Here is a 20,216-nt window from a genome sequence, read left to right as displayed (position 1 = left end):
ACTTAGCGCTAAAATGTTAACCAGATAACACCCTGTTTAGCAATCAGAGCCAAAGTCACACTCGGACAGAAAAAAGTTGCGCCAGTTCCCTGCCTTTGGTATAAAAAGTCTGCGCTAGCAAGAACAATCAAGAAGCTCGTCGCATCGAGCCTGCTATATACGTTACTCGCCCAACGATAGGTTTCTATCGTTGGGCTTTTTATTTCGGTATTTTTTTATACAAAACAGCTGGTTTGTCCATCGGGTTATTCTCGCAAAACCCGATAAAAAGGGTTGATCAAATAGCGGTTTCTCCCCTACATTAGAAGCATGTCCGGGCACTTAAATGGAATGCATCATGCTGAGAGAACTCGAAAAAGCAGAACAGAAGTGGGGCGGTTCAAATAAGCTTATAGATCAATGGCTAGAAAATCGTCGCAAGCTGTTAGTGCATTACTGCCAAATTGCCGGCTTACCTCCCTACACTAAATCAGAGAAATCCCTCCCCTCCTTTGACAATGTAAAATCCTTCTGTGATCTGTTAGTCGATTATGTCTCCGAAGGTCATTTTGAAGTGTATGATCGCGTCGTTACCGACTGCGAAAAATTTGGTGAATCGAGCAAGACCTTAGCTCAGCAAGTGCTACCCCAAATTACCCCAACGACCAATATCGCACTGGATTTCAACGATAAATACGCCGAAGCACAGGACGACCAAGTGCTGTATCAACTCGATAAAGATTTGTCTGAGTTGGCCCAGGCGATGGAAACCCGTTTTGAACTTGAGGACGAACTCCTCGAAGTACTGCATAACAACTATTCAGAGCAAGCCCAACAGGCATAATGCCCATCCATGCTAAGGCGCACATACTGGTGTGAGTGCGCTGCATAACATCGTTTTTCGTTTATTCTTGTTCCTCTCTCGATGTTTATTCACTGTTTTACATTAACAAAAAGCCAGCTGGCGCTGGCTTTTTACATCAAATGACCTTAAGGACAATCGATTACACGGCGGATTGGAAGATCACTTCCGCGGCTTTTTTAGTGTAGGAATCGATTTGATCGAAGTTCAAGTAACGGTAAGTGTCAGCCGCAGTCGCGTCTAACTCTTTAGCGTATGCTTGATATTCTTCAACCGTCGGCAGACGACCCAATAGCGCAGCAACCGCCGCTAATTCCGCAGAAGCTAGGTAGACATTAGCGCCTGTACCTAAACGGTTCGGGAAGTTACGGGTTGAAGTCGATACCACAGTCGAACCTTCGGCCACACGTGCTTGGTTACCCATACACAATGAACAACCTGGGATCTCGATGCGCGCGCCTACACGACCGAAAATCGCATAGTAGCCTTCTTCGGTCAGCTGATCTCTGTCCATCTTAGTCGGTGGTGCAATCCACAGACGGGTTGGCAGAGTTTTAGCGAACTTGTCCAGCATCTTACCGGTTGCGCGGAAGTGACCAATGTTGGTCATACAAGAACCGACGAACACTTCGTCAATCTTTGTTTGCGCAACAGATGACAGCAGTACTGCATCATCAGGATCGTTCGGCGCACACAGGATTGGCTCTTTGATGTCGTTTAGGTCGATTTCGATAACTGCAGCGTACTCGGCATCTTTATCGGCACTCATCAGTTCAGGATTCGCTAACCACTCTTCCATGCCTTTGATACGACGTTCAATCGTACGACGATCGCCGTAACCTTCAGCGATCATCCACTTCAGCATGATGATGTTTGAGTTCAGGTATTCGATGATAGGTTCTTTGTCTAACTTGATAGTACAACCCGCTGCAGAGCGCTCTGCAGACGCGTCAGACAGTTCGAATGCCTGCTCAACTTTCAGAGTTTCTAAGCCTTCGATTTCCAGTACGCGACCAGAGAAGATGTTCACTTTACCTTTCTTCTCAACGGTTAACAGGCCCATTTCGATGGCTTTTAATGGGATAGCATGCACTAGATCACGTAAGGTGATGCCGGGTTGCATCTTACCCTTAAAGCGCACTAATACTGATTCAGGCATATCGAGTGGCATAACGCCCGTCGCCGCAGCAAACGCTACTAGACCAGAACCTGCAGGGAATGAAATACCGATAGGGAAACGGGTATGTGAGTCACCACCGGTACCAACGGTATCGGGCAGTAACATACGATTTAGCCATGAGTGGATAACACCATCACCTGGACGCAGTGATACACCACCGCGGTTCATGATGAAATCTGGCAGAGTATGATGGGTGTTCACATCCACTGGCTTTGGATAAGCCGCGGTGTGACAGAATGACTGCATAGTCAAATCGGCACTGAAACCTAAACAGGCTAAGTCTTTCAGCTCGTCACGGGTCATAGGACCAGTAGTATCCTGTGAACCGACAGAGGTCATCTTAGGTTCGCAGTATTGGCCAGGACGCACGCCAGCTACACCACATGCCTTACCGACCATCTTCTGTGCTAGGGTATAACCCTTACCAGAATCAACGACATCCTGTGGGCGCACGAATACATCAGATGCAGGTAAACCTAATACATCACGGGCTTTGTCGGTTAGACCACGGCCAATGATCAAAGGAATACGACCACCCGCACGCACTTCGTCTAACAGTACGTCAGTTTTCAGGCTAAATTCTGAAATCACTTCATCGCTACTGTGGCGCTTAACCACACCAGCGTATGGGTAAATGTCGATAACATCGCCCATTTCCATCTTGCTCACGTCGAGCTCGATAGGCAGTGCGCCGGCATCTTCCATAGTGTTGAAGAAAATCGGTGCAATTTTACCGCCAAGGCAGAAACCGCCAGCACGTTTGTTGGGTACGAATGGAATATCATCACCCATAAACCACAGCACTGAGTTAGTGGCCGATTTACGTGATGAACCCGTACCCACAACGTCGCCCACATATACTAATGGGAAACCTTGTGCTTTTAACGCTTCGATTTTTTTCACTGGGCCAACGGCGCCAGCAACGTCAGGCTCAATACCATCACGGGCGTTTTTCAGCATAGCTAACGCGTGCAATGGGATATCGGGGCGTGACCAAGCATCAGGTGCAGGTGACAGGTCGTCGGTGTTGGTTTCACCTGAGACTTTAAATACTGTCAGCGTCACTTTCTCTTCAAGTTTTGGACGGCTTAAGTACCAATCGGCATTTGCCCAAGCTTCAACCACTTGCTTAGCAAACTCATTACCCGCTTCCATCTTCTCAACCACATCGTGGAAAGAATCAAACATCAGTAGAGTATGAGCGAGGGCTTTAACGGCCAATGGTGCGAGCGCGGGATTGTCGAGCTGCGCAATCAGAGGTTCGATGTTATAGCCGCCTTGCATAGTACCTAATAACTCGGTAGCACGCTCAGCAGATAGAATAGGTGAAGCAACAGTGCCTTTAGCCACTGCATCTAAGAAAGCAGCTTTAACATAAGCGGCTTCATCAACACCGGGGGGAATTCGATTTTCGAGCAGGTCGAGAACGAAAGCCTCTTCACCTGCGGGTGGATTTTGAACCAATTTAACCAGTTCAGCCACTTGATGTGCATCTAATGGCTTAGGGACTACGCCCTCTGCAGCACGTTCTGCGACGTGTTTACGATATGCTTCTAGCACGGCAACATTCCTCTTTGTTTGGCGCTCTAACAACGAAACTGCACGTCTTCTTTATTGAAGCTGACAGTCCGACATGATCGACCCGTATTTCCGGCCTGCAGTATACTACAGCTTTGCAAAAGTATGAATCAGCTCACACTCGACGAAGGACGAAATAAGGGCTAAATCCGGCGGCGATGCCCAACATACGGGAAGAATAAAACAAGGGAAATTAGACAATAGTTTGAAAACAGATAAAAAACCATACAACACAAATAGTTAACATGTTTTCACAAATTTGAAATCAAACAAGAATTTTTCAGCTCTGTGGCTTAAATATGCGTAAATATTTCTCAACTTTGTGGATTTTGACTTTTAAGATGCAGTGCAAAAACTTACACTCAAACGCAATTTATCGCATTGCTAAGTGATTCTATCCCCGCCCATCGGAGTACCAATGACAATCCTAAATGTTCAAGCCGTCATTTTTGATATGGATGGCGTTTTAATCGATTCTGAACCCCTATGGCAGCGGGTCGAGTATGAAGTGCTATCGGCACTCGGAGTCCCAGTCACCATAGAAACGATTCAACAGACCACGGGCTTACGTATCGACCAATGTGTCGATTATTGGTATCACAAAGCCCCTTGGACAAACTACGACAACGCCAAGGTCAGCCAGGCGATTGTTGATAAAGTCGCGGCGGAAATTCTGGTTAGTGGCGAAGCTATGTTAGGTGTCCATGAGGCGATTACCCATTGCCAAACTCTGGGGTTAAAAATTGGCTTAGCCACATCATCCCCAAATACCATTATCCAAGCCGTATTAACTAGGTTAGAGCTTAGTGAAACATTTATGGCGATAGAATCGGCCGAACATCTTACCTACGGCAAACCTCACCCTGAAGTCTATTTAAACTGCGCTAAAGCTCTAGGTGTCGATCCCCGCTTTTGCCTCGCCATCGAAGACTCCTTTAACGGCTTGATCGCCGCCCGCGCCGCCAATATGCAAACCGTCGCTATTCCCGCCGCAGAACAGAGGGATGAAGCTAAATGGGTGATTGCACATCATCAAACAGACACTTTGCTCGCATTACCCGAGGTGTTAACGGCGTAAGCCTACTTTAGATTCTAGATTCTAGGCGCAAAAATGATTATCCCAGTAGTAGAGTTGCATGCATCCATATAGTAAAAAGCCAGATATTGTCTGGCTTTTTACTTTTAACTCAATCTGTTACCAGATTTTAACCCTGTCCTCAGGCGCTAAATACATCTTATCGCCCTCTTTCATTTCGAAGGCTTTATAGAAAGCTTCGAGATTACGTGGCGTACCCATTGCACGGTAGTGGCTAGGTGAATGGGGATCGGTCAGTAAACGACGTCCCAGTTCTTCATCGCGGTAGTTACGGCGCCAAACTTGCGACCAACCGACAAAGAAACGCTGCTCGCCCGTTAAACCGTCAATCACAGGCGCTGGCTTGCCGTTTAAGCTCATCAGATAAGAGCGCGCAGCCACGGTTAAGCCACCTAAGTCGCCGATGTTCTCCCCTAGGGTCAAATCACCGTTAACGAATTTACCCGGCAGCGCTTCATAGCCAGAATACTGAGCCGAAAGCTGTTTGCCGCGTTTTTGGAACTCTTCGCGGTCTTTGTCCGACCACCAGTCACGCAGGTTACCGTCACCATCGTACTTAGCGCCTTGATCATCGAAACCATGGCTGATTTCATGGCCGATCACGGCACCGATACCACCGTAGTTCACCGCATCGTCGGCATCCATATTGAAGAAGGGTGGCTGCAAAATAGCGGCAGGGAACACGATTTCGTTTTTCACTGGGCTGTAATAAGCATTGACCGTTTGCGGCGTCATGCCCCACTCGGTACGATCGATAGGCTTGCCGAGCTTGTTGATCATGTCTTGATATTCAAACTGGGCGTAACGCATATAGTTACCCACCAGCTCATCGGATTTGATCGCTAAACCCGAGTAATCTCTCCACTTATCTGGATAGCCGATTTTATAGGTGAATTTAGCCAGTTTTTCCTGGGCGGCAACTTTGGTTTCGGGCGTCATCCACTCGAGCTCATTGATGCTGACCTCAAACCCTTTGATCAGGTTTTTGATCATGGTTTCCATACGAGCTTTAGCTTCTGGCTTGAAGTATTGCTTAACGTATTCCTCGCCCACTAGCTCACCTATCACTTGGTCGGCGCCATCGACGGCCTTTTTCCAGCGAGGTTGTTGCTCTTCGATCCCCATTAAGGTTTTGCTCTTAAAAGCGAAGTTCAAATCGACAAAGTTTTTGCTCAGCAGTTCGGCATAACTGTCGACTAAGTGGAACGCGAGATAATCCTGCCACGCCGAAACGGGGAAGGCATCAAAATTTGCCCCAAGTTTTTCAAAATAGGAAGGTTGACGCACAACCACTTCAGTGACTTTGTCGCCAAAACCCGCATTCGCGGCGAAGGCATTAAAATCGAACTTGCCCGTTAACTGTTGGAGTTCAGCGCGATCGCGCTTGTTATAAGCCTTATTCGCATCACGGGATTCAACGCGGCTCCACTGGCTTTGCGCCAGCATCAATTCGATCTCCGCCACGTTTTTGGCCGCTCGCTTGGCGTCCTTATAACCCGCCTCGGTCAGTATATCGGTGACATACTTCGCCATCGCTTGGCGATTAGCGGCAAACTTAGGATCATCCTTAAGGTAGTAATCACGATCCGGCAGTGTGAGGCCCGATTGGCTTAAATACACCGCATATTGGGTCGAATTTTTCGCGTCATTGTTAACAAAAAAACCAAAGGGAATGCTAGCACCGCTGGTGAGTAACTTACCCATGACTGCGGGTAAATCGGCGTGGCTTTTCGCGCTGGCGATATCATTTAATAACCGATTAAGTGGGGTAACACCTAAGGTTTCCAGCAGTTCGGTATTCATAAAGCTGGCATTAAAGTCACCGATCTTCTGCTCATTAGAGCCCGCCGCTGGATTCTTTTTCGCGGCCACTTCATCGATGATCTTTTTCAATGCATCTTGGCTCTGATCGTAGAGCACAGAGAATGCACCGTAGTTGGATTTATCGGCAGGAATGGGCGTATTCGCTAACCACTTACCGTTGACGCTGTAATAGAAATCGTCTTGATGGCGAACTGAGGCATCAAAATTTTGTAATTCAATGCCAGAAACCGCGGCGACTTCCGTTTTAGGCTCGCTGCTGCAAGCGGCTAAACCTAAACTCAGGGCGATCCCCAGAGCCAGTGTGCTAATTTTCTTCATTGTTTTCCCCAGCTTCCGTTGAGTGTGTTATTGATTTTCCCGCAAAACCTTAGCATCTTGCCCTGCCCCGCAGTAGCAGGATTTTGTAAAAGGATATGACATTTTAGTGACTATTTTAGAGCTTATTGTCAGCACTATGACGAAAAAAGGCATGAGTTTAGTCATGCCCTTGTTGATTAGCTGCGGCTAAGTCATTGCCTAAAAGGCTTTACCTACAAATAAATAGAAGGATTTATCACCCATATCTGTGATCCCGAAACCCAGCGCTGCCGGCCCCATGGATGTATCTGTGCCTATGTACAAACTCGAGGCATAGATAAGATCGGATAGACTGACGTCGGACCTTTCATACCAAACATTTCCCGCCTCTAAACTCCAACCTAGGTATAAAGGATAATCCGTCATACCTAAGGCATCACGCCCCAAGTCGTACTGGTAGATAAAGGCACCAAAGATTTTATGTGAACCACTCAGTGAATCTTTGTGGTAACCCGAAAGGTTTAAGAAACCACCTAACTCGGAGAGATGCAGCGTATTGACACCATCATTGTTATTGGTACCAAGTGAGGCTTTACCCACAAAAGCATGGTTGCCCACACTCAATGCCCCTTTCCAGTCGGCTTCAATCTGCACGCTGTATTCATTTTCATTATTGTCGACAATATCGTCGAAATCTTCATTGCGCACATAGACGTTTAAGGTGACACGATTCCCCGATGTGGGGAAACTGATGCTATCTAAACTATCGTAACCAAATTTAAAATAGGCGCCGAAGGAGCTGAAATCAAAATCCTCAGTGAGCCAAGCATCGTTGACTATCACACCTTTCTCCGCCACTAGCCCAAGCTCAACTATGCCCTGCAGGATAAGGTTATAACCCATACCGAGTTCGATAGTATGGGTCCGCTTATCGAAATCAAAGACGCGATTGTTATTGTCATATAGGTTCCAACTCTGGGTATCGTATTGATAACGCGCGCGGCTATAAAACTCCTGATCCCTATCCAAAGGTTGATAGAACTCAGTGGCAAATAATTTTTCAAATCCGAGCTTAACTTCATTACGCCACTCGCCACCGTTGCGGGTGAGATCCGTCATAGTGTAAGCCGTATCAAAAGTGATAGCCGAATCAGCACTAAAGTCATCCTCCCAATTAAAGCCCAGTTGGAAATAATTAGGGCCCCAGGATTTCGCTTTAGTGGTCACTGTGAGTATGCGGCCGTGTTCACCGTCAACAAATTCGGCATCGACACGCTCAAATTTATTGAGGGAGTAAATGCGTTTTAATGCTTCATTCAGCTCATCTTTAGTGACCGATTGCCCCGCTTTAAGCTCTAAGGCTTCCTTCAATAGATTGAGGTTCACCTTAGACTGGTTGTCGAACACTATTTCCTGGATGGGATGGCTCACATTAGCGATAAGCACTTTGCCCTTGGCTTGTTTGGCAGCGACGTAGGCAGCATATTCCTCGGGACTCACGCTCATACTGCTCAGCTTATCAAGCTGGCCGTTGGCGGCTTCTTTACCTAAGGTTAATGCCTGCGGCATGATAGTAAAATCTGTGGTGCTTAAGGCATCGATCGCGGGGCGGATCAACACATCTTTATCTGTCAGCAGTAATTTTTGTTTTTCGGTGCTAGCATTGGTCAAAAAGTTGGAAAGCTGATCGAGCACTGCAATCGTACTGTCTAATTTGTCTTTCTTAACTAATGGTGAACCAATATCCACGGCGATAATAATATCGGCGCCCATGGCTTTCACCACATCGACGGGCATATTGTTGGCAATACCACCATCGACGAGCAGCTTGCCATCGATTTGGGTAGGTTGCAGCGCGCCGGGTACAGTGGCAGAGGCCTGCATCGCCTTGACTATACTGCCTTGGTCGAGCACTACCGGTAAGCTGGTTTCTAAGTCGGTCGCCACCGCTCGGTAGGGAATGGCTAACTCATTAAAATGACCGAACTGATTCACTAAATCCGTTGATTGTCGCAATAACTGCGACATGGTCTGACCCCGTAGCAAACCGCTAGGCGCCCTCACTTCCCCTTCGTTATAGCCAATGTTCAGTGGAATGTTGTAACGATCCCTTAGCTGTTTATCCCTGTAGCTCAATACATTGCGCGGAATAGTATCCGAGTAGCCGCTGTCCCAATTGACCCCCATCATAATGGCTTCGACTTCGCTCGCACTGTACCCCAGTGAGTACATGCCTGCGACATAGGCACCGATACTGGTACCTGCAATGTAATCGACCGGAATATGATGTTCTTCCAATATTTTGAGCACTCCTACGTGGGCAGCTCCCTTGGCACCACCACCGCTGAGAACCAGCCCTATCTTAGGCCGTTCGGCTGCAATTAGAGGGGAGAGGAACAGACATAAAAAGAGAGAAGCGAGTATTCTACGCATCATGATTGGCTACTTTTTATTGGATAAAATTTCGAGTTAATATTAACAAATTTATCTATTTAACCGTCAGTCATATTTTATCTAAATCGACTCGGCTTGATTATCTGTCACTAAATAATGTTCAAAATCACTCACAGACATAGGTTTGGCAAAATAGTAACCTTGGATAATATAACATCCTCGACTAAAGACCTGCTCCAACTGCTCCACGGTCTCAATCCCTTCGGCAACCACATTCAGTTTTAGGTTACGTGCTAATTCAATAATACTGCTGACAATGGCCTGATCGGCGGAGTTAGTCGCAATATCAATCAAAAATGAACGGTCAATTTTTAAGGTATTCACGTCAAAATGGCGCAAATAGGCCAGAGAAGAATAACCAGTGCCAAAATCATCGATAGCGACTTCGATACCGAGGGATTTTAATTGCGTTAAATGGCTCTTTGCCACCTGCAACTCTTTCATCAATACCCCTTCGGTAATTTCAAGCCCTAGGTATGAGGTTGGCATCTGAGTTTCTGTAAGTATCTGTTTTACACCCTCGATAAAATCGGGTTGACGGAAATGAATCGCCGATATATTGACCGATAATTTAAATGGTTCAGCATAAGTTTTCGCCCATTTAGCCCCATGCACACAGGCTTGGCGTAACACCCAACGATCGATCTCCACAATCAAACCACAGGCTTCCGCCACCTTAATAAAAATATCAGGGCGAATAAATCCTTCCTTCGGATGCCGCCAACGGATCAAGGCCTCCATTCCGATAAACCTATCACCGCGTAGAATATCAATTTGCGGTTGATAATAGAGTTCAAACTCTTCCCGCTCTATGGCCTTGCGTAGATCGGCCTCTAGGCGTAAATGATATAGCGCCTGGGTATTACGCTCCGATGAATAGTATTTAAAATTACCCCGTCCTTCCTCCTTGGCGTGGTACATGGCAAGGTCGGCGTTCTTGATAAAGGCCTCGGGCTGCACCGCATCGTCGGGCCATATACTGATCCCTATACTAGTCGAAATATAAAACTCACGGCCAAACAGTTTAAAGGGAGCCTTTATTTGGTCTAACAGCCGTTCGGCTAAATGATTGATCTCATCTAAACTATCAGCGTTTTTCAATAGGATAACAAACTCATCGCCGCCAAACCGACAAAGTAAATGCTCACTCCCTATGCATGATTGAAGACGATTAGAGGCCTCCACCAACAAGGCATCCCCCATGCTATGCCCATAGGAATCATTAACATGCTTAAATCTATCGAGGTCGAGGAATAATAATGCGAGCTTATCGCCCGTTTCCTGTGCCACCTGTATCGACTGTAACAAACGGCTCGAAAACAAAGATCGATTGGATAATCCCGTCAGCACATCATAATTTGCCAATCGTCGCAAATCGGCTTCGGTGCGTTTTCGCTCTGTAATATCAGAAAATACCACCACATAGTGAACTACATTTTCATGGGCCGAGCGCATCACCGACACATTGAGCCATACGGGGTACAGCAATCCATTCTGCCCCATTAACTCCCGCTCTCCCGTCCAAGAGGTATCTTGCCCAAGGAGTTGAGCCACTTCGGTAGAGAGACCATCCTTCATTTGCACAAATTGGGAAAATGACTGTCCGACTAAATCCGTTTGTTCAGTGCCGATAATATGCTGCGCAGCATGGTTCGCAACTCGAATATTTTCATCGGCATCTAAAATCAACACGCCTTCCGACGTATTTTCAAAGGCTTGAGCAAGTAAATTCACTTCATCTTCAAGCTGACGCTGCACTGTGATATCACTATAAATACCGGCAACTCGTTCAATCTCATTGGTTTGCTTATTACGAGCCACAGGACGTCCCCTGACCCTTAACCAACCCCAACCCCCATCTTTACGCTGGTAACGATATTCGGCCTCGAAACGGTCCTGTTCCCCCGCTAACATGCTATTCCACTGCGCGAGGGTCTGCTCTTTATCCTGTGGATGCATGGGTAGCTCCTCGAGCGGAACCACAATTTCATTGGCATGGCTGCCCAGCACCGCTCCCCGATTATCCAGATAAAAACACTGAGTATCTTTATGCCACTCCCACAGATCGGAATCACTGCCGCGCAAAGACTGCCTAAGGCGGTCATCGCTCTCGGTGAGCGCTTGGTTCATATTCATAAAAGTGCGGACTTGCCGTTGCCGGTACCAAGCTAAGCTCAGCACAATAATAGAAAAGAGTAGCAGCAACACACCTTTAAATTCTTTCGTTAACCACCAATGCTGCTCGACAGAGAAAGGATAGGAAAAGGGTTTATCGGACCACACTCCATTGGTTTGGCTCAATATGTCTAAAACATATTTCCCTGCGGCCAAACCCGCGAGGTTGATCTGCGACTCGCCTTGCAGCAAAACATAATTGCTCTCTTCACCTTGATAGCGTAAACGATACTTAAATTTAATTGGAGAATCATCAAGATAATCTAAATTGGTGATCTGCAAGCTCACCATATTGGCATCGGGCTTGATGGTCATCATAGGCTTTGGCAGTAATGACACTTCGGTGGCGTTATCGTAATAAACGGAAACAGACTCGAGCATCATATGGTCGTCGGTAATACGGTTAGCCAGCTTATCCACATCCAAGTGCATAACCCCTTCGGGCGTACCTACATAAAAGCCTGTTTTTGGTGAGTAGAAATAAGTTCCTTCATTTAACTCGTCGGAAATCAAACCGTCGAGCTGATTAAACATGGCAATGTCGCCAGTTTGGATATCCTGTCGCACCAAAGCATCGGCACAGCCTACGAGGTTAGACTTAGGTGTTTTTTGGATAAAAAACACTGAACTACAATTAACTTGCCACAGGGAGGTTAACGAAGTTAGCTTCCCCGTCAGTTGCTGGTATTCAAATAAGCCTTTTTCATAGGTACCAAACCACATCACCCCGGGTGACATTTCCTCCAAATGACTCACAGTCGGCGCTGAAGCTAAGGCACTAAATAAGCCCATTTGATTATGGAACTCATTTTGACCATCGATATAGCCAAAGACTTTTTTACCGCCGACCCATAATTTGCCATCAGATGCACGGTAAAGGGTGCGAATGGTTGGCCGTTTGGGGCCATCACTGACAGATTTATCAATATTAAAAGGTTGTGGCTCCCTTAAGCCTAATTCCCAAAAATAGAGCCCCGTCGATGTTGCAATCCAAACACGCCCCTTAAGTAGAGGATCGTTATAGGTTTTATAAATAACTTTATTTTTGAGTTCATCCTTGCCACCAGCCCACTCGGCAAAACTGTCCCCTGACAGGGTTTGTTTATCGACCACAAAGAGCCCATTCGTGGTCGACACAAGCAAATATCTATCACCTAACTCATTGATACTATAAATACTTTCATGGGAACTTAAGCCTTCAATCGGGACCTCGATCGCTTTATCACTTCCCTTAGCAATCAATGTTAAGTTTGAGGAACCGAGCCAAAGACCTTCATCGGCCGCATGCACAGACCAGGTCATCGCATCGCTCAATGCATAGGGCTGATCCTCAGTAAAAGTATCGAGAATAAATTCCGGCTTTGAGGCTAAGAGTGCCAATCCATCACCCGAGCCTCCAACCCACATTAGGCCAGAGTCATCAAACAACATGGCCTTAAGGATTTCCATATTGGCCTCAGCCTTTATCTCAGATTGATAATTTTCAATCTGTCGCGTCTTGGGTGACCACTTTAATAGGCCTACCCGACTGGTAACCCAAAGATCTCCCTGCGGATCTTCAATGATGGCAGTACCCCAATCGGGTAATTCAGCAACGGAGGTAATTTGCCGGGCTAGGGGGTCAAGTTGATAGACACCACGTCCAGTCGCAACCCAAATGCGCTGTTTTGAATCCGCTAGCATATCGAAAATGCTGCCCATAGATTCGGTCCAAGGATATTGGAACAACCGCTCCCCCTTGTTACCGAGGAGTACGAGTTGCAACTGCCCAGCGACCAGCATTTGCCCATTGGGCATCACCAGTAATTTACGCCAAGGAAGGTCGCGATTAACGGGCAACTGGGTGATAAGTTGCAGTGTTGAATCCGAAGGAGAAAACTCATAAAGCTGACCGTTATCAATCAACAACCGCCATGTTTGGCCATCCTTTCTGGCCGCAGATACCAGTGCTCCCCCCGGAAAATGTGGAAACAAATTAGACGAGCCAAAGGCCATAAATTGGTTGTCAACGATATCGTAAAGGTAAACCGCTGCATTGGTACTAACCAATAATTGATCGCGATCGATATTAACCACAGAGGTAATAAAATCATCCGTAAGACGTAATTCGGTACCAATTTTATCGATGCGTCGCACCTTCGAATTACTGACCCGATACAAACCTTGTTCAGTTGCCGCCCAAACAAATCCATAATCATCGAGGGCTAACGCCCGAATGCTGGTCGCCTCGAGCCCGTCCCTATCAGTAAAGACACGCTGCACTAAGCCACTGGCCCAAACTGTATTTAGGCTAGTAAACAAAAGGATGAAACATGTCAGAAGTGTTCTAGTTATTATTATTTTCATTTGACGACTTACTTCGTACCGTATTCTTACTCTAGCAGTTCAACTCTATCAATTCATCCGCTTGTTTACATAAAAGTTACAAAAAAATACAGGCAATAAAAAAGCGCTCAAATGAGCGCTTTTTTAATCGACAGCTAAATTACTTTTTCTTTGCCTTTGGGTTTGGCAAATCAGTAATAGAACCTTCGTACATTTCAGCGGCTAAGCCCACTGATTCATGCAGTGTTGGGTGCGCGTGAATGGTTAATGCTAAATCTTCGGCATCACAACCCATTTCAATCGCTAAGCCGATTTCGCCTAACAGCTCGCCACCGTTAACACCAACGATAGCCCCACCGATCACGCGGTGAGTGTCTTTATCGAAAATCAGCTTAGTCATACCTTCAGAGCAATCTGACGCAATAGCACGACCACTTGCAGCCCATGGGAAAGTCGCTGTTTCGTAAGCAATACCTTGCTCTTTAGCTTCTTTCTCAGTCAGACCAACCCAGGCCACTTCAGGGTCAGTGTATGCAATTGATGGGATCACTTTTGGATCGAAGTAGTGCTTCATGCCAGCGATCACTTCGGCCGCTACGTGGCCTTCATGCACACCTTTGTGAGCGAGCATGGGTTGACCAACGATGTCACCGATGGCGTAGATATGCGGTACGTTTGTACGTAATTGCTTGTCTACGTTGATGAAACCACGCTCGTCAATCTTAACGCCAGCTTTATCAGCGTCGATCAGCTTGCCATTTGGCGTACGGCCGATAGCGACTAACACTGCATCGTAACGTACTGGCTCTGCTGGTGCGCTCTTACCTTCCATAGAAACGTAGATACCGTCTTCACGGGCTTCGACCGCTGTCACTTTAGTTTCGAGGATCAGGTTGAATTTCTTCTTGATTTGCTTAGTGAATACGCGAACCACGTCTTTGTCGGCCGCTGGGATCACTTGGTCGAACATTTCAACCACGTCGATTTCACTGCCTAAAGATGAATACACAGTACCCATTTCTAGACCGATAATACCGCCGCCCATCACCAGCAGTTTGCCAGGAACTTCTTTCAGTTCTAATGCGTCGGTCGAATCCCAAATACGTGGGTCTTCATGGGGAATAAATGGCAGTTTGATTGGGCGAGAACCCGCAGCGATGATCGCTTGCTCGAACTGAACAACAGTCACAGTGCCATCTTCAGCGGTCACTTCCAGTGTGTTAGGGCCAGTGAATTTACCGAAACCGTTAACCACATTCACTTTACGCATCTTGGACATGCCGCCCAAGCCGCCAGTCAATTGGCTGATCACTTTTTCTTTAAAGCCACGTAACTTATCTAAATCGATAGTTGGCTCACCGAACACCACACCATGGGCGGCAACGGCTTTGGCTTCTTCGATCACTTTAGCGACGTGTAACAGTGCTTTAGATGGGATACAACCCACATTCAGACACACACCACCTAAAGTGCTAAAACGTTCAACGATAACGGTTTGTAGACCTAAGTCTGCCGCACGGAAGGCCGCAGAATATCCAGCAGGACCTGCACCTAAAACCACTACCTGAGTTTTGATTTCGTTACTCATGTTTTCCTCTAATTCTCATTCAATCCGTTGGAGGAGACCAATCCTGCCAACCGAAAATGCGCCAGCGCGTAAGGTGGGCGCATTTTAACCTGTGTTTGATACCGATCACAATAAACAAAAGGCCACTCAAATTGAGCAGCCTTAATTGTTTACAGAATCAAAGTACGAATATCGGACAGAATTCCTGACAGCGTCACACTAAAGCGTGCAGCCATAGCACCATCGATCACCCGGTGATCGTATGACAGCGACAGTGGCAACATCAATTTAGGTTCGAACTCTTTACCATTCCACTTAGGCTTAATTTCAGATTTAGACACACCTAAAATCGCCACGTCTGGGTAGTTCACGATAGGCGTAAACGCCGTACCGCCGATGCCACCTAAACTTGAAATAGTGAAACAGCTACCCTGCATATCGGCGGATTTCAGCTTACCGTCACGGGCACGGATAGAGATATCGGCCAGTTCACGGGATAACTCGATAATGCCCTTCTTATCCACATCACGCACCACTGGCACAACCAAACCGTTTGGCGTATCAACCGCTACACCGATATGGAAATACTTCTTCTGGATCAGTGATTCGCCATCAGAGCTTAAGCTCGAGTTAAACACCGGGAACTGTTGCAGCGTCTTAGCGACCGCTTTCATCATAAAGACGAGAGGCGTGATCTTATAATCGGCCTTCTTCTTCGCCGCCGCATCGTTTTGCTGCTTACGGAACTCTTCCATCTCAGTGATATCAGCTTCATCGAACTGAGTCACATGGGGAATGGTTACCCAGTTACGGTGCAGGTTAGGACCAGAGATCTTCTGGATGCGGCTTAATGGAATTTCTTCCACTTCACCAAACTTGCTGAAGTCCACTTTAGGCGCAGCAATAACTTGCAGACCGCCGCCATTACCCGCTGCAACTGAGGTTGCCGCAGTCGCTTTCGGACGCGACAGTTCGTATTTCACATACGCCTGCACATCTTCCTTCATGATGCGACCCTTACGGCCTGAACCTGTCACTTGGGTCAAATCGACCCCAAATTCACGGGCTAAGCGACGTACCGCAGGGGATGCATGTACCGCACCGGTAGACACAGGCGTACCTGCGCTTGGGTGATGTGGCACAGGAGGACGGCTTGCAGGTGTTGAGGCCGCAACGGGCGCCGCGCTCACTGGAGCAGGAGCCGCCGCTTGAGCAACTGGTGCTGGCGCACTTGCTGTTGCTGTAGACGTCGTTTCAACGGTGGCAATCACACTACCTTGAGAAACCTTGTCACCCACTTTAACAGTCAAAGACAGCAGTTTACCGGCGAATGGCGCTGGCACTTCCATAGTCGCTTTGTCGGTTTCAAGGGTGATCAAACCTTGATCGGCGGTGATCATATCACCGACTGACACTAGAACTTCGATCACATCGACATTGCTGGCATCGCCAATATCCGGCACTTGGATTTCTTTTACGGCAACAACAGGAGCCGCAGTTGCTACTGGTGCAACTGGCGCTGCTGGAGCGGCTTGAGCCACAGGAGCTGGTGTGCTTGCTTGTGGAGCTGCCACAGCAGGTGCTGCGCCGCCCACTTCGAGCATAACCACTAATGAGCCTTGGGAAACCTTGTCACCCACAGCCACTTTCACTTCTTTTACCACACCGGCGAATGGCGATGGTACGTCCATGGTCGCTTTATCGGTTTCTAGGGTAATTAAACCGCTATCAACCTCAATCTTATCGCCAACGGCAACTAAGACTTCGATAACCGATACATCGGTATCACCACCGATATCGGGTACAGTCACTTCAATAACAGACGATGCCGCCGCTACTGGAGCAGAAGCTGGCGCAACTGGAGCCGCCTGAACTGGCGCTGGTTCAGCCGCTTTGGCAGGTGCAACCGCAGGAGCGGCAACCGCGGCTGCCGCGCCCGCTGCCTGCATCATAGCAATCAAAGTCCCTTCGGAGACTTTATCGCCCACAGCCACTTTCAATTCGGCTAACACACCGGCAAAAGGCGCTGGAATATCCATAGTCGCCTTGTCGCTTTCGACGGTAATAATCGAGTCATCGGCCGCGAGGGTATCGCCCACAGCGGCACAAATTTCGATCACTTGCACTTCATCGCCGCCGATATCAGGAACAAAAACTTCTTTTAATTCAGCCATTTTTATTGCCTCTTACGCGTACTGTGGATTGATCTTGTCAGCGTCGATACCATACTCTTTAATGGCTTTTGCTAACACATCGACAGGCAGCTCTTTGCGATCAACCAGAGATTTCAGTGCCGCGATCACGATAAACTTAGCGTCCACTTCGAAGTGGTGACGTAGATTATCGCGGCTGTCTGAGCGACCGAAACCGTCAGTACCTAACACTTTGTAATCGGTTGGCATATAAGCACGTAACTGTTCGCCGTAAATCTTCATATAGTCAGTGGCCGCAATTGCGGGTGCATCACTTGAGATCACTTGGCTGATATAGGCTTGTTTTGGCGTTTCGGTTGGGTGCAGCATGTTCCAACGCTCGGCAGCTTGACCATCGCGGGTCAGTTCGTTGAAGCTAGTGACGCTAAATACGTCGGCAGTAATACCGAAGTCCTTCGCCAGTGCCTGCGCCGCTTTACGGGTTTGCTCAAGAATAGTGCCACAGCTCATTAACTGAACCTTACCTTTACCTGAGCCTGCAACGGTTTCTAACTTGTAGATACCTTTAACAATGCCTTCCTCGGCACCTTCTGGCATCGCTGGCTGCTCATAGTTTTCGTTCATCGTGGTCAAGTAGTAGAAGATATCTTCTTGATTCTCACCGTACATGCGACGAATACCATCTTGTACCACAACGGCGATTTCATAACCGAAAGTAGGATCATAGGTAATACAGTTAGGAATCGTGTTCGCCAATACATGACTGTGACCATCCTGATGCTGCAGACCTTCGCCGTTAAGCGTTGTACGGCCCGAAGTACCACCAACTAAGAAGCCGCGCGCACGCATATCACCCGCTGCCCAAGCCATGTCACCAATACGTTGGAAACCGAACATTGAGTAGTAGATGTAGAAGGGGATCATTGGCACGTTGTTAACTGAATAACTGGTCGCTGCCGAAACCCATGATGACATAGCACCGAGTTCGTTAATCCCTTCCTGCAATACCTGGCCGGTTTTATCTTCACGGTAGTAAGCGACTTGGTCAGAATCCTGCGGTACGTATTTTTGGCCTTCATGGGCATAAATACCCACTTGACGGAACAGACCTTCCATACCGAAAGTACGAGCTTCGTCGGGAATAATTGGCACAATATTTTTGCCAATTTTCTTGTCTTTTAGCAGCGCAGTCAGCACGCGAACAAACGCCATGGTCGATGAAATTTCACGGCCATTAGAGCCAGCAAGAATCGAATCGAAAATCTTCAGTGACGGGATTTCCAGCTCTTCGCTGAACTTTTGACGACGTTGTGGCACGCTACCATGCAGCGCCTCACGACGGCTCATCATGTACTTCACTTCTTCCGAATCTGGGCCTGGATGATAGAAAGGTAAATCTTCTAACTGGTCATCAGGAATTGGGATATTGAAGCGGTCGCGGAAGTAACGGATAGACTCGATACCCATTTTCTTCACGTTGTGGGCGATGTTTTTACCTTCACCGGCATCACCTAAGCCGTAACCTTTTACGGTTTTAGCTAGAATTACCGTTGGGCGACCCTTGGTTTTTTGGGCGTGATCTAAGGCTGCGTACACTTTAACAGGGTCATGGCCGCCACGGTTTAAGCGCCAAATGTCATCGTCTGACATATTCACCACCATTTCGGCGGTTTCAGGGTACTTACCGAAGAAGTGCTCGCGAGTATAAGCGCCACCCTTGGCTTTACAGTTTTGGTATTCACCGTCAACGGTTTCTTCCATTAACTGCAGCAGTTTACCGCTAGTGTCACGGGCCAATAATGGATCCCAGTAACGACCCCAAATCACTTTCACAACTTCCCAGCCTGCGCCGCGGAATTCGCCTTCAAGTTCTTGGATGATCTTACCGTTACCACGTACCGGGCCATCGAGGCGCTGTAGGTTACAGTTAACAATAAAGACTAAGTTATCTAATTCTTCACGGGCCGCTAAACCAATGGCACCTAAGGCTTCTGGCTCATCACACTCACCGTCACCTAAGAAACAGTAAACAGTTTGCGCCGAACAATCCTTCAGACCACGATCAGTCAGATACTTAAGGAAACGCGCCTGATAGATGGCTTGAATTGGACCTAAGCCCATAGAAACCGTTGGGAATTGCCAGTAATCCGGCATCAGTTTTGGATGCGGGTATGAAGACAGCCCCTTGCCATCCACTTCTTGACGGAAGTTAGCCAGTTGCTCTTCGCTTAAACGACCTTCTAGGAATGAGCGCGCATAAATACCTGGGGCGATATGGCCTTGGAAATACACGAGATCGCCACCGTCTTTTTCATTCGGTGCGCGGAAGAAATGGTTAAAACACACGTCATAGATAGTCGCGCTTGAGGCGAAACTGGAGATATGGCCGCCAAGTTCTAAGTCTTTCTTAGAACCGCGCAGCACCATAGCTAAGGCGTTCCAACGGATGATGGCGCGAATGCGACGTTCCATCTCTTGATTGCCAGGCATGTGCGGCTCTTGACCCGCAGGAATAGTGTTCAAATAAGCGGTAGTCGCAGTGTAAGGCAAGTGTGTGCCATTGCGACGCGCTTTATCGATCAGCTTCTCTAATAAAAAATGAGCGCGTTCTGGGCCTTCCTGTTCCAACACAGCTTGCAGGGCATCAACCCATTCCTGAGTCTCTAACGGATCTACGTCTTGTAGCATATCTTCAGACATGACACTGTCCTTCTCTATATACATGA

The 20,216-nt window shown here is 47.5% G+C and carries 9 protein-coding genes; 2 read left to right on the top strand and 7 right to left on the bottom strand.

Annotated features, from left to right (window positions below; translation table 11 throughout):
• The first annotated feature begins 337 nt into the window (after positions 1 to 337).
• The gene (gene rsd / locus COW15_RS04450) at positions 338 to 823 is read left to right on the top strand and encodes a sigma D regulator (RefSeq protein ID WP_293630404.1); all 486 of its coding nucleotides are present in this window, start codon (positions 338 to 340) and stop codon (positions 821 to 823) included.
• 160 nt (positions 824 to 983) lie between these two features.
• On the opposite strand, the gene acnB is transcribed toward rsd, so the two are convergent.
• Positions 984 to 3,581 carry a bifunctional aconitate hydratase 2/2-methylisocitrate dehydratase gene (gene acnB / locus COW15_RS04445; protein ID WP_293630403.1) on the bottom strand — a complete coding sequence of 866 codons (2,598 nt, stop codon included), beginning with the start codon at positions 3,579 to 3,581 and terminating at the stop codon, positions 984 to 986.
• 436 nt (positions 3,582 to 4,017) lie between these two features.
• Here acnB and hxpB point away from each other — a divergent pair, with 436 nt between their 5' ends.
• Positions 4,018 to 4,677 carry a hexitol phosphatase HxpB gene (gene hxpB, locus COW15_RS04440; RefSeq protein WP_293630402.1) on the top strand — a complete coding sequence of 220 codons (660 nt, stop codon included), beginning with the start codon at positions 4,018 to 4,020 and terminating at the stop codon, positions 4,675 to 4,677.
• Positions 4,678 to 4,794: 117 nt separating this feature from the next.
• Here hxpB and COW15_RS04435 read toward each other — a convergent pair whose 3' ends face one another.
• From COW15_RS04435 to aceE, 6 genes are all read right to left on the bottom strand, one after another.
• Positions 4,795 to 6,837 carry a M13-type metalloendopeptidase gene (locus tag COW15_RS04435; protein ID WP_293630401.1) on the bottom strand — a complete coding sequence of 681 codons (2,043 nt, stop codon included), beginning with the start codon at positions 6,835 to 6,837 and terminating at the stop codon, positions 4,795 to 4,797.
• A 198-nt stretch (positions 6,838 to 7,035) separates the two neighbouring features.
• Positions 7,036 to 9,252 (bottom strand): patatin-like phospholipase family protein, encoded by a 2,217-nt coding sequence (locus tag COW15_RS04430; protein ID WP_293630400.1) that lies wholly within the window; start codon positions 9,250 to 9,252, stop codon positions 7,036 to 7,038.
• Between the two features lie 78 nt (positions 9,253 to 9,330).
• Entirely contained in the window at positions 9,331 to 13,791 is a 4,461-nt protein-coding gene (locus COW15_RS04425; protein WP_293630399.1) for an EAL domain-containing protein, read from the bottom strand.
• Positions 13,792 to 13,930: 139 nt separating this feature from the next.
• Positions 13,931 to 15,358 carry a dihydrolipoyl dehydrogenase gene (lpdA, locus tag COW15_RS04420; RefSeq protein ID WP_198781247.1) on the bottom strand — a complete coding sequence of 476 codons (1,428 nt, stop codon included), beginning with the start codon at positions 15,356 to 15,358 and terminating at the stop codon, positions 13,931 to 13,933.
• 149 nt (positions 15,359 to 15,507) lie between these two features.
• Entirely contained in the window at positions 15,508 to 17,511 is a 2,004-nt protein-coding gene (aceF, locus tag COW15_RS04415) for a dihydrolipoyllysine-residue acetyltransferase (RefSeq protein ID WP_293630398.1), read from the bottom strand.
• 12 nt (positions 17,512 to 17,523) lie between these two features.
• A complete protein-coding gene (aceE, locus tag COW15_RS04410; protein ID WP_293630397.1) occupies positions 17,524 to 20,190 on the bottom strand; it encodes a pyruvate dehydrogenase (acetyl-transferring), homodimeric type in 2,667 nt (888 codons plus the stop codon).
• Positions 20,191 to 20,216 lie beyond the last annotated feature (26 nt).

The sequence above is a fragment of the Shewanella sp. CG12_big_fil_rev_8_21_14_0_65_47_15 genome, assembly GCF_002783505.1.
GTDB lineage: Bacteria > Pseudomonadota > Gammaproteobacteria > Enterobacterales > Shewanellaceae > Shewanella.
The sequence above is the reverse complement of the archived record's forward strand: the minus strand, read 5'-3'. Positions and strand labels throughout refer to the sequence as shown.

Coding starts and splice junctions, on each gene's coding strand:
- rsd (WP_293630404.1), top strand. CDS start 338: ATGCTGAGAGAACTCGAAAAAGCAGAACAGAAGTGGGGCGGTTCAAAT.
- hxpB (WP_293630402.1), top strand. CDS start 4,018: ATGACAATCCTAAATGTTCAAGCCGTCATTTTTGATATGGATGGCGTT.
- COW15_RS04435 (WP_293630401.1), bottom strand. CDS start 6,837: ATGAAGAAAATTAGCACACTGGCTCTGGGGATCGCCCTGAGTTTAGGT.
- COW15_RS04430 (WP_293630400.1), bottom strand. CDS start 9,252: ATGATGCGTAGAATACTCGCTTCTCTCTTTTTATGTCTGTTCCTCTCC.
- COW15_RS04425 (WP_293630399.1), bottom strand. CDS start 13,791: ATGAAAATAATAATAACTAGAACACTTCTGACATGTTTCATCCTTTTG.
- lpdA (WP_198781247.1), bottom strand. CDS start 15,358: ATGAGTAACGAAATCAAAACTCAGGTAGTGGTTTTAGGTGCAGGTCCT.
- aceF (WP_293630398.1), bottom strand. CDS start 17,511: ATGGCTGAATTAAAAGAAGTTTTTGTTCCTGATATCGGCGGCGATGAA.
- aceE (WP_293630397.1), bottom strand. CDS start 20,190: ATGTCTGAAGATATGCTACAAGACGTAGATCCGTTAGAGACTCAGGAA.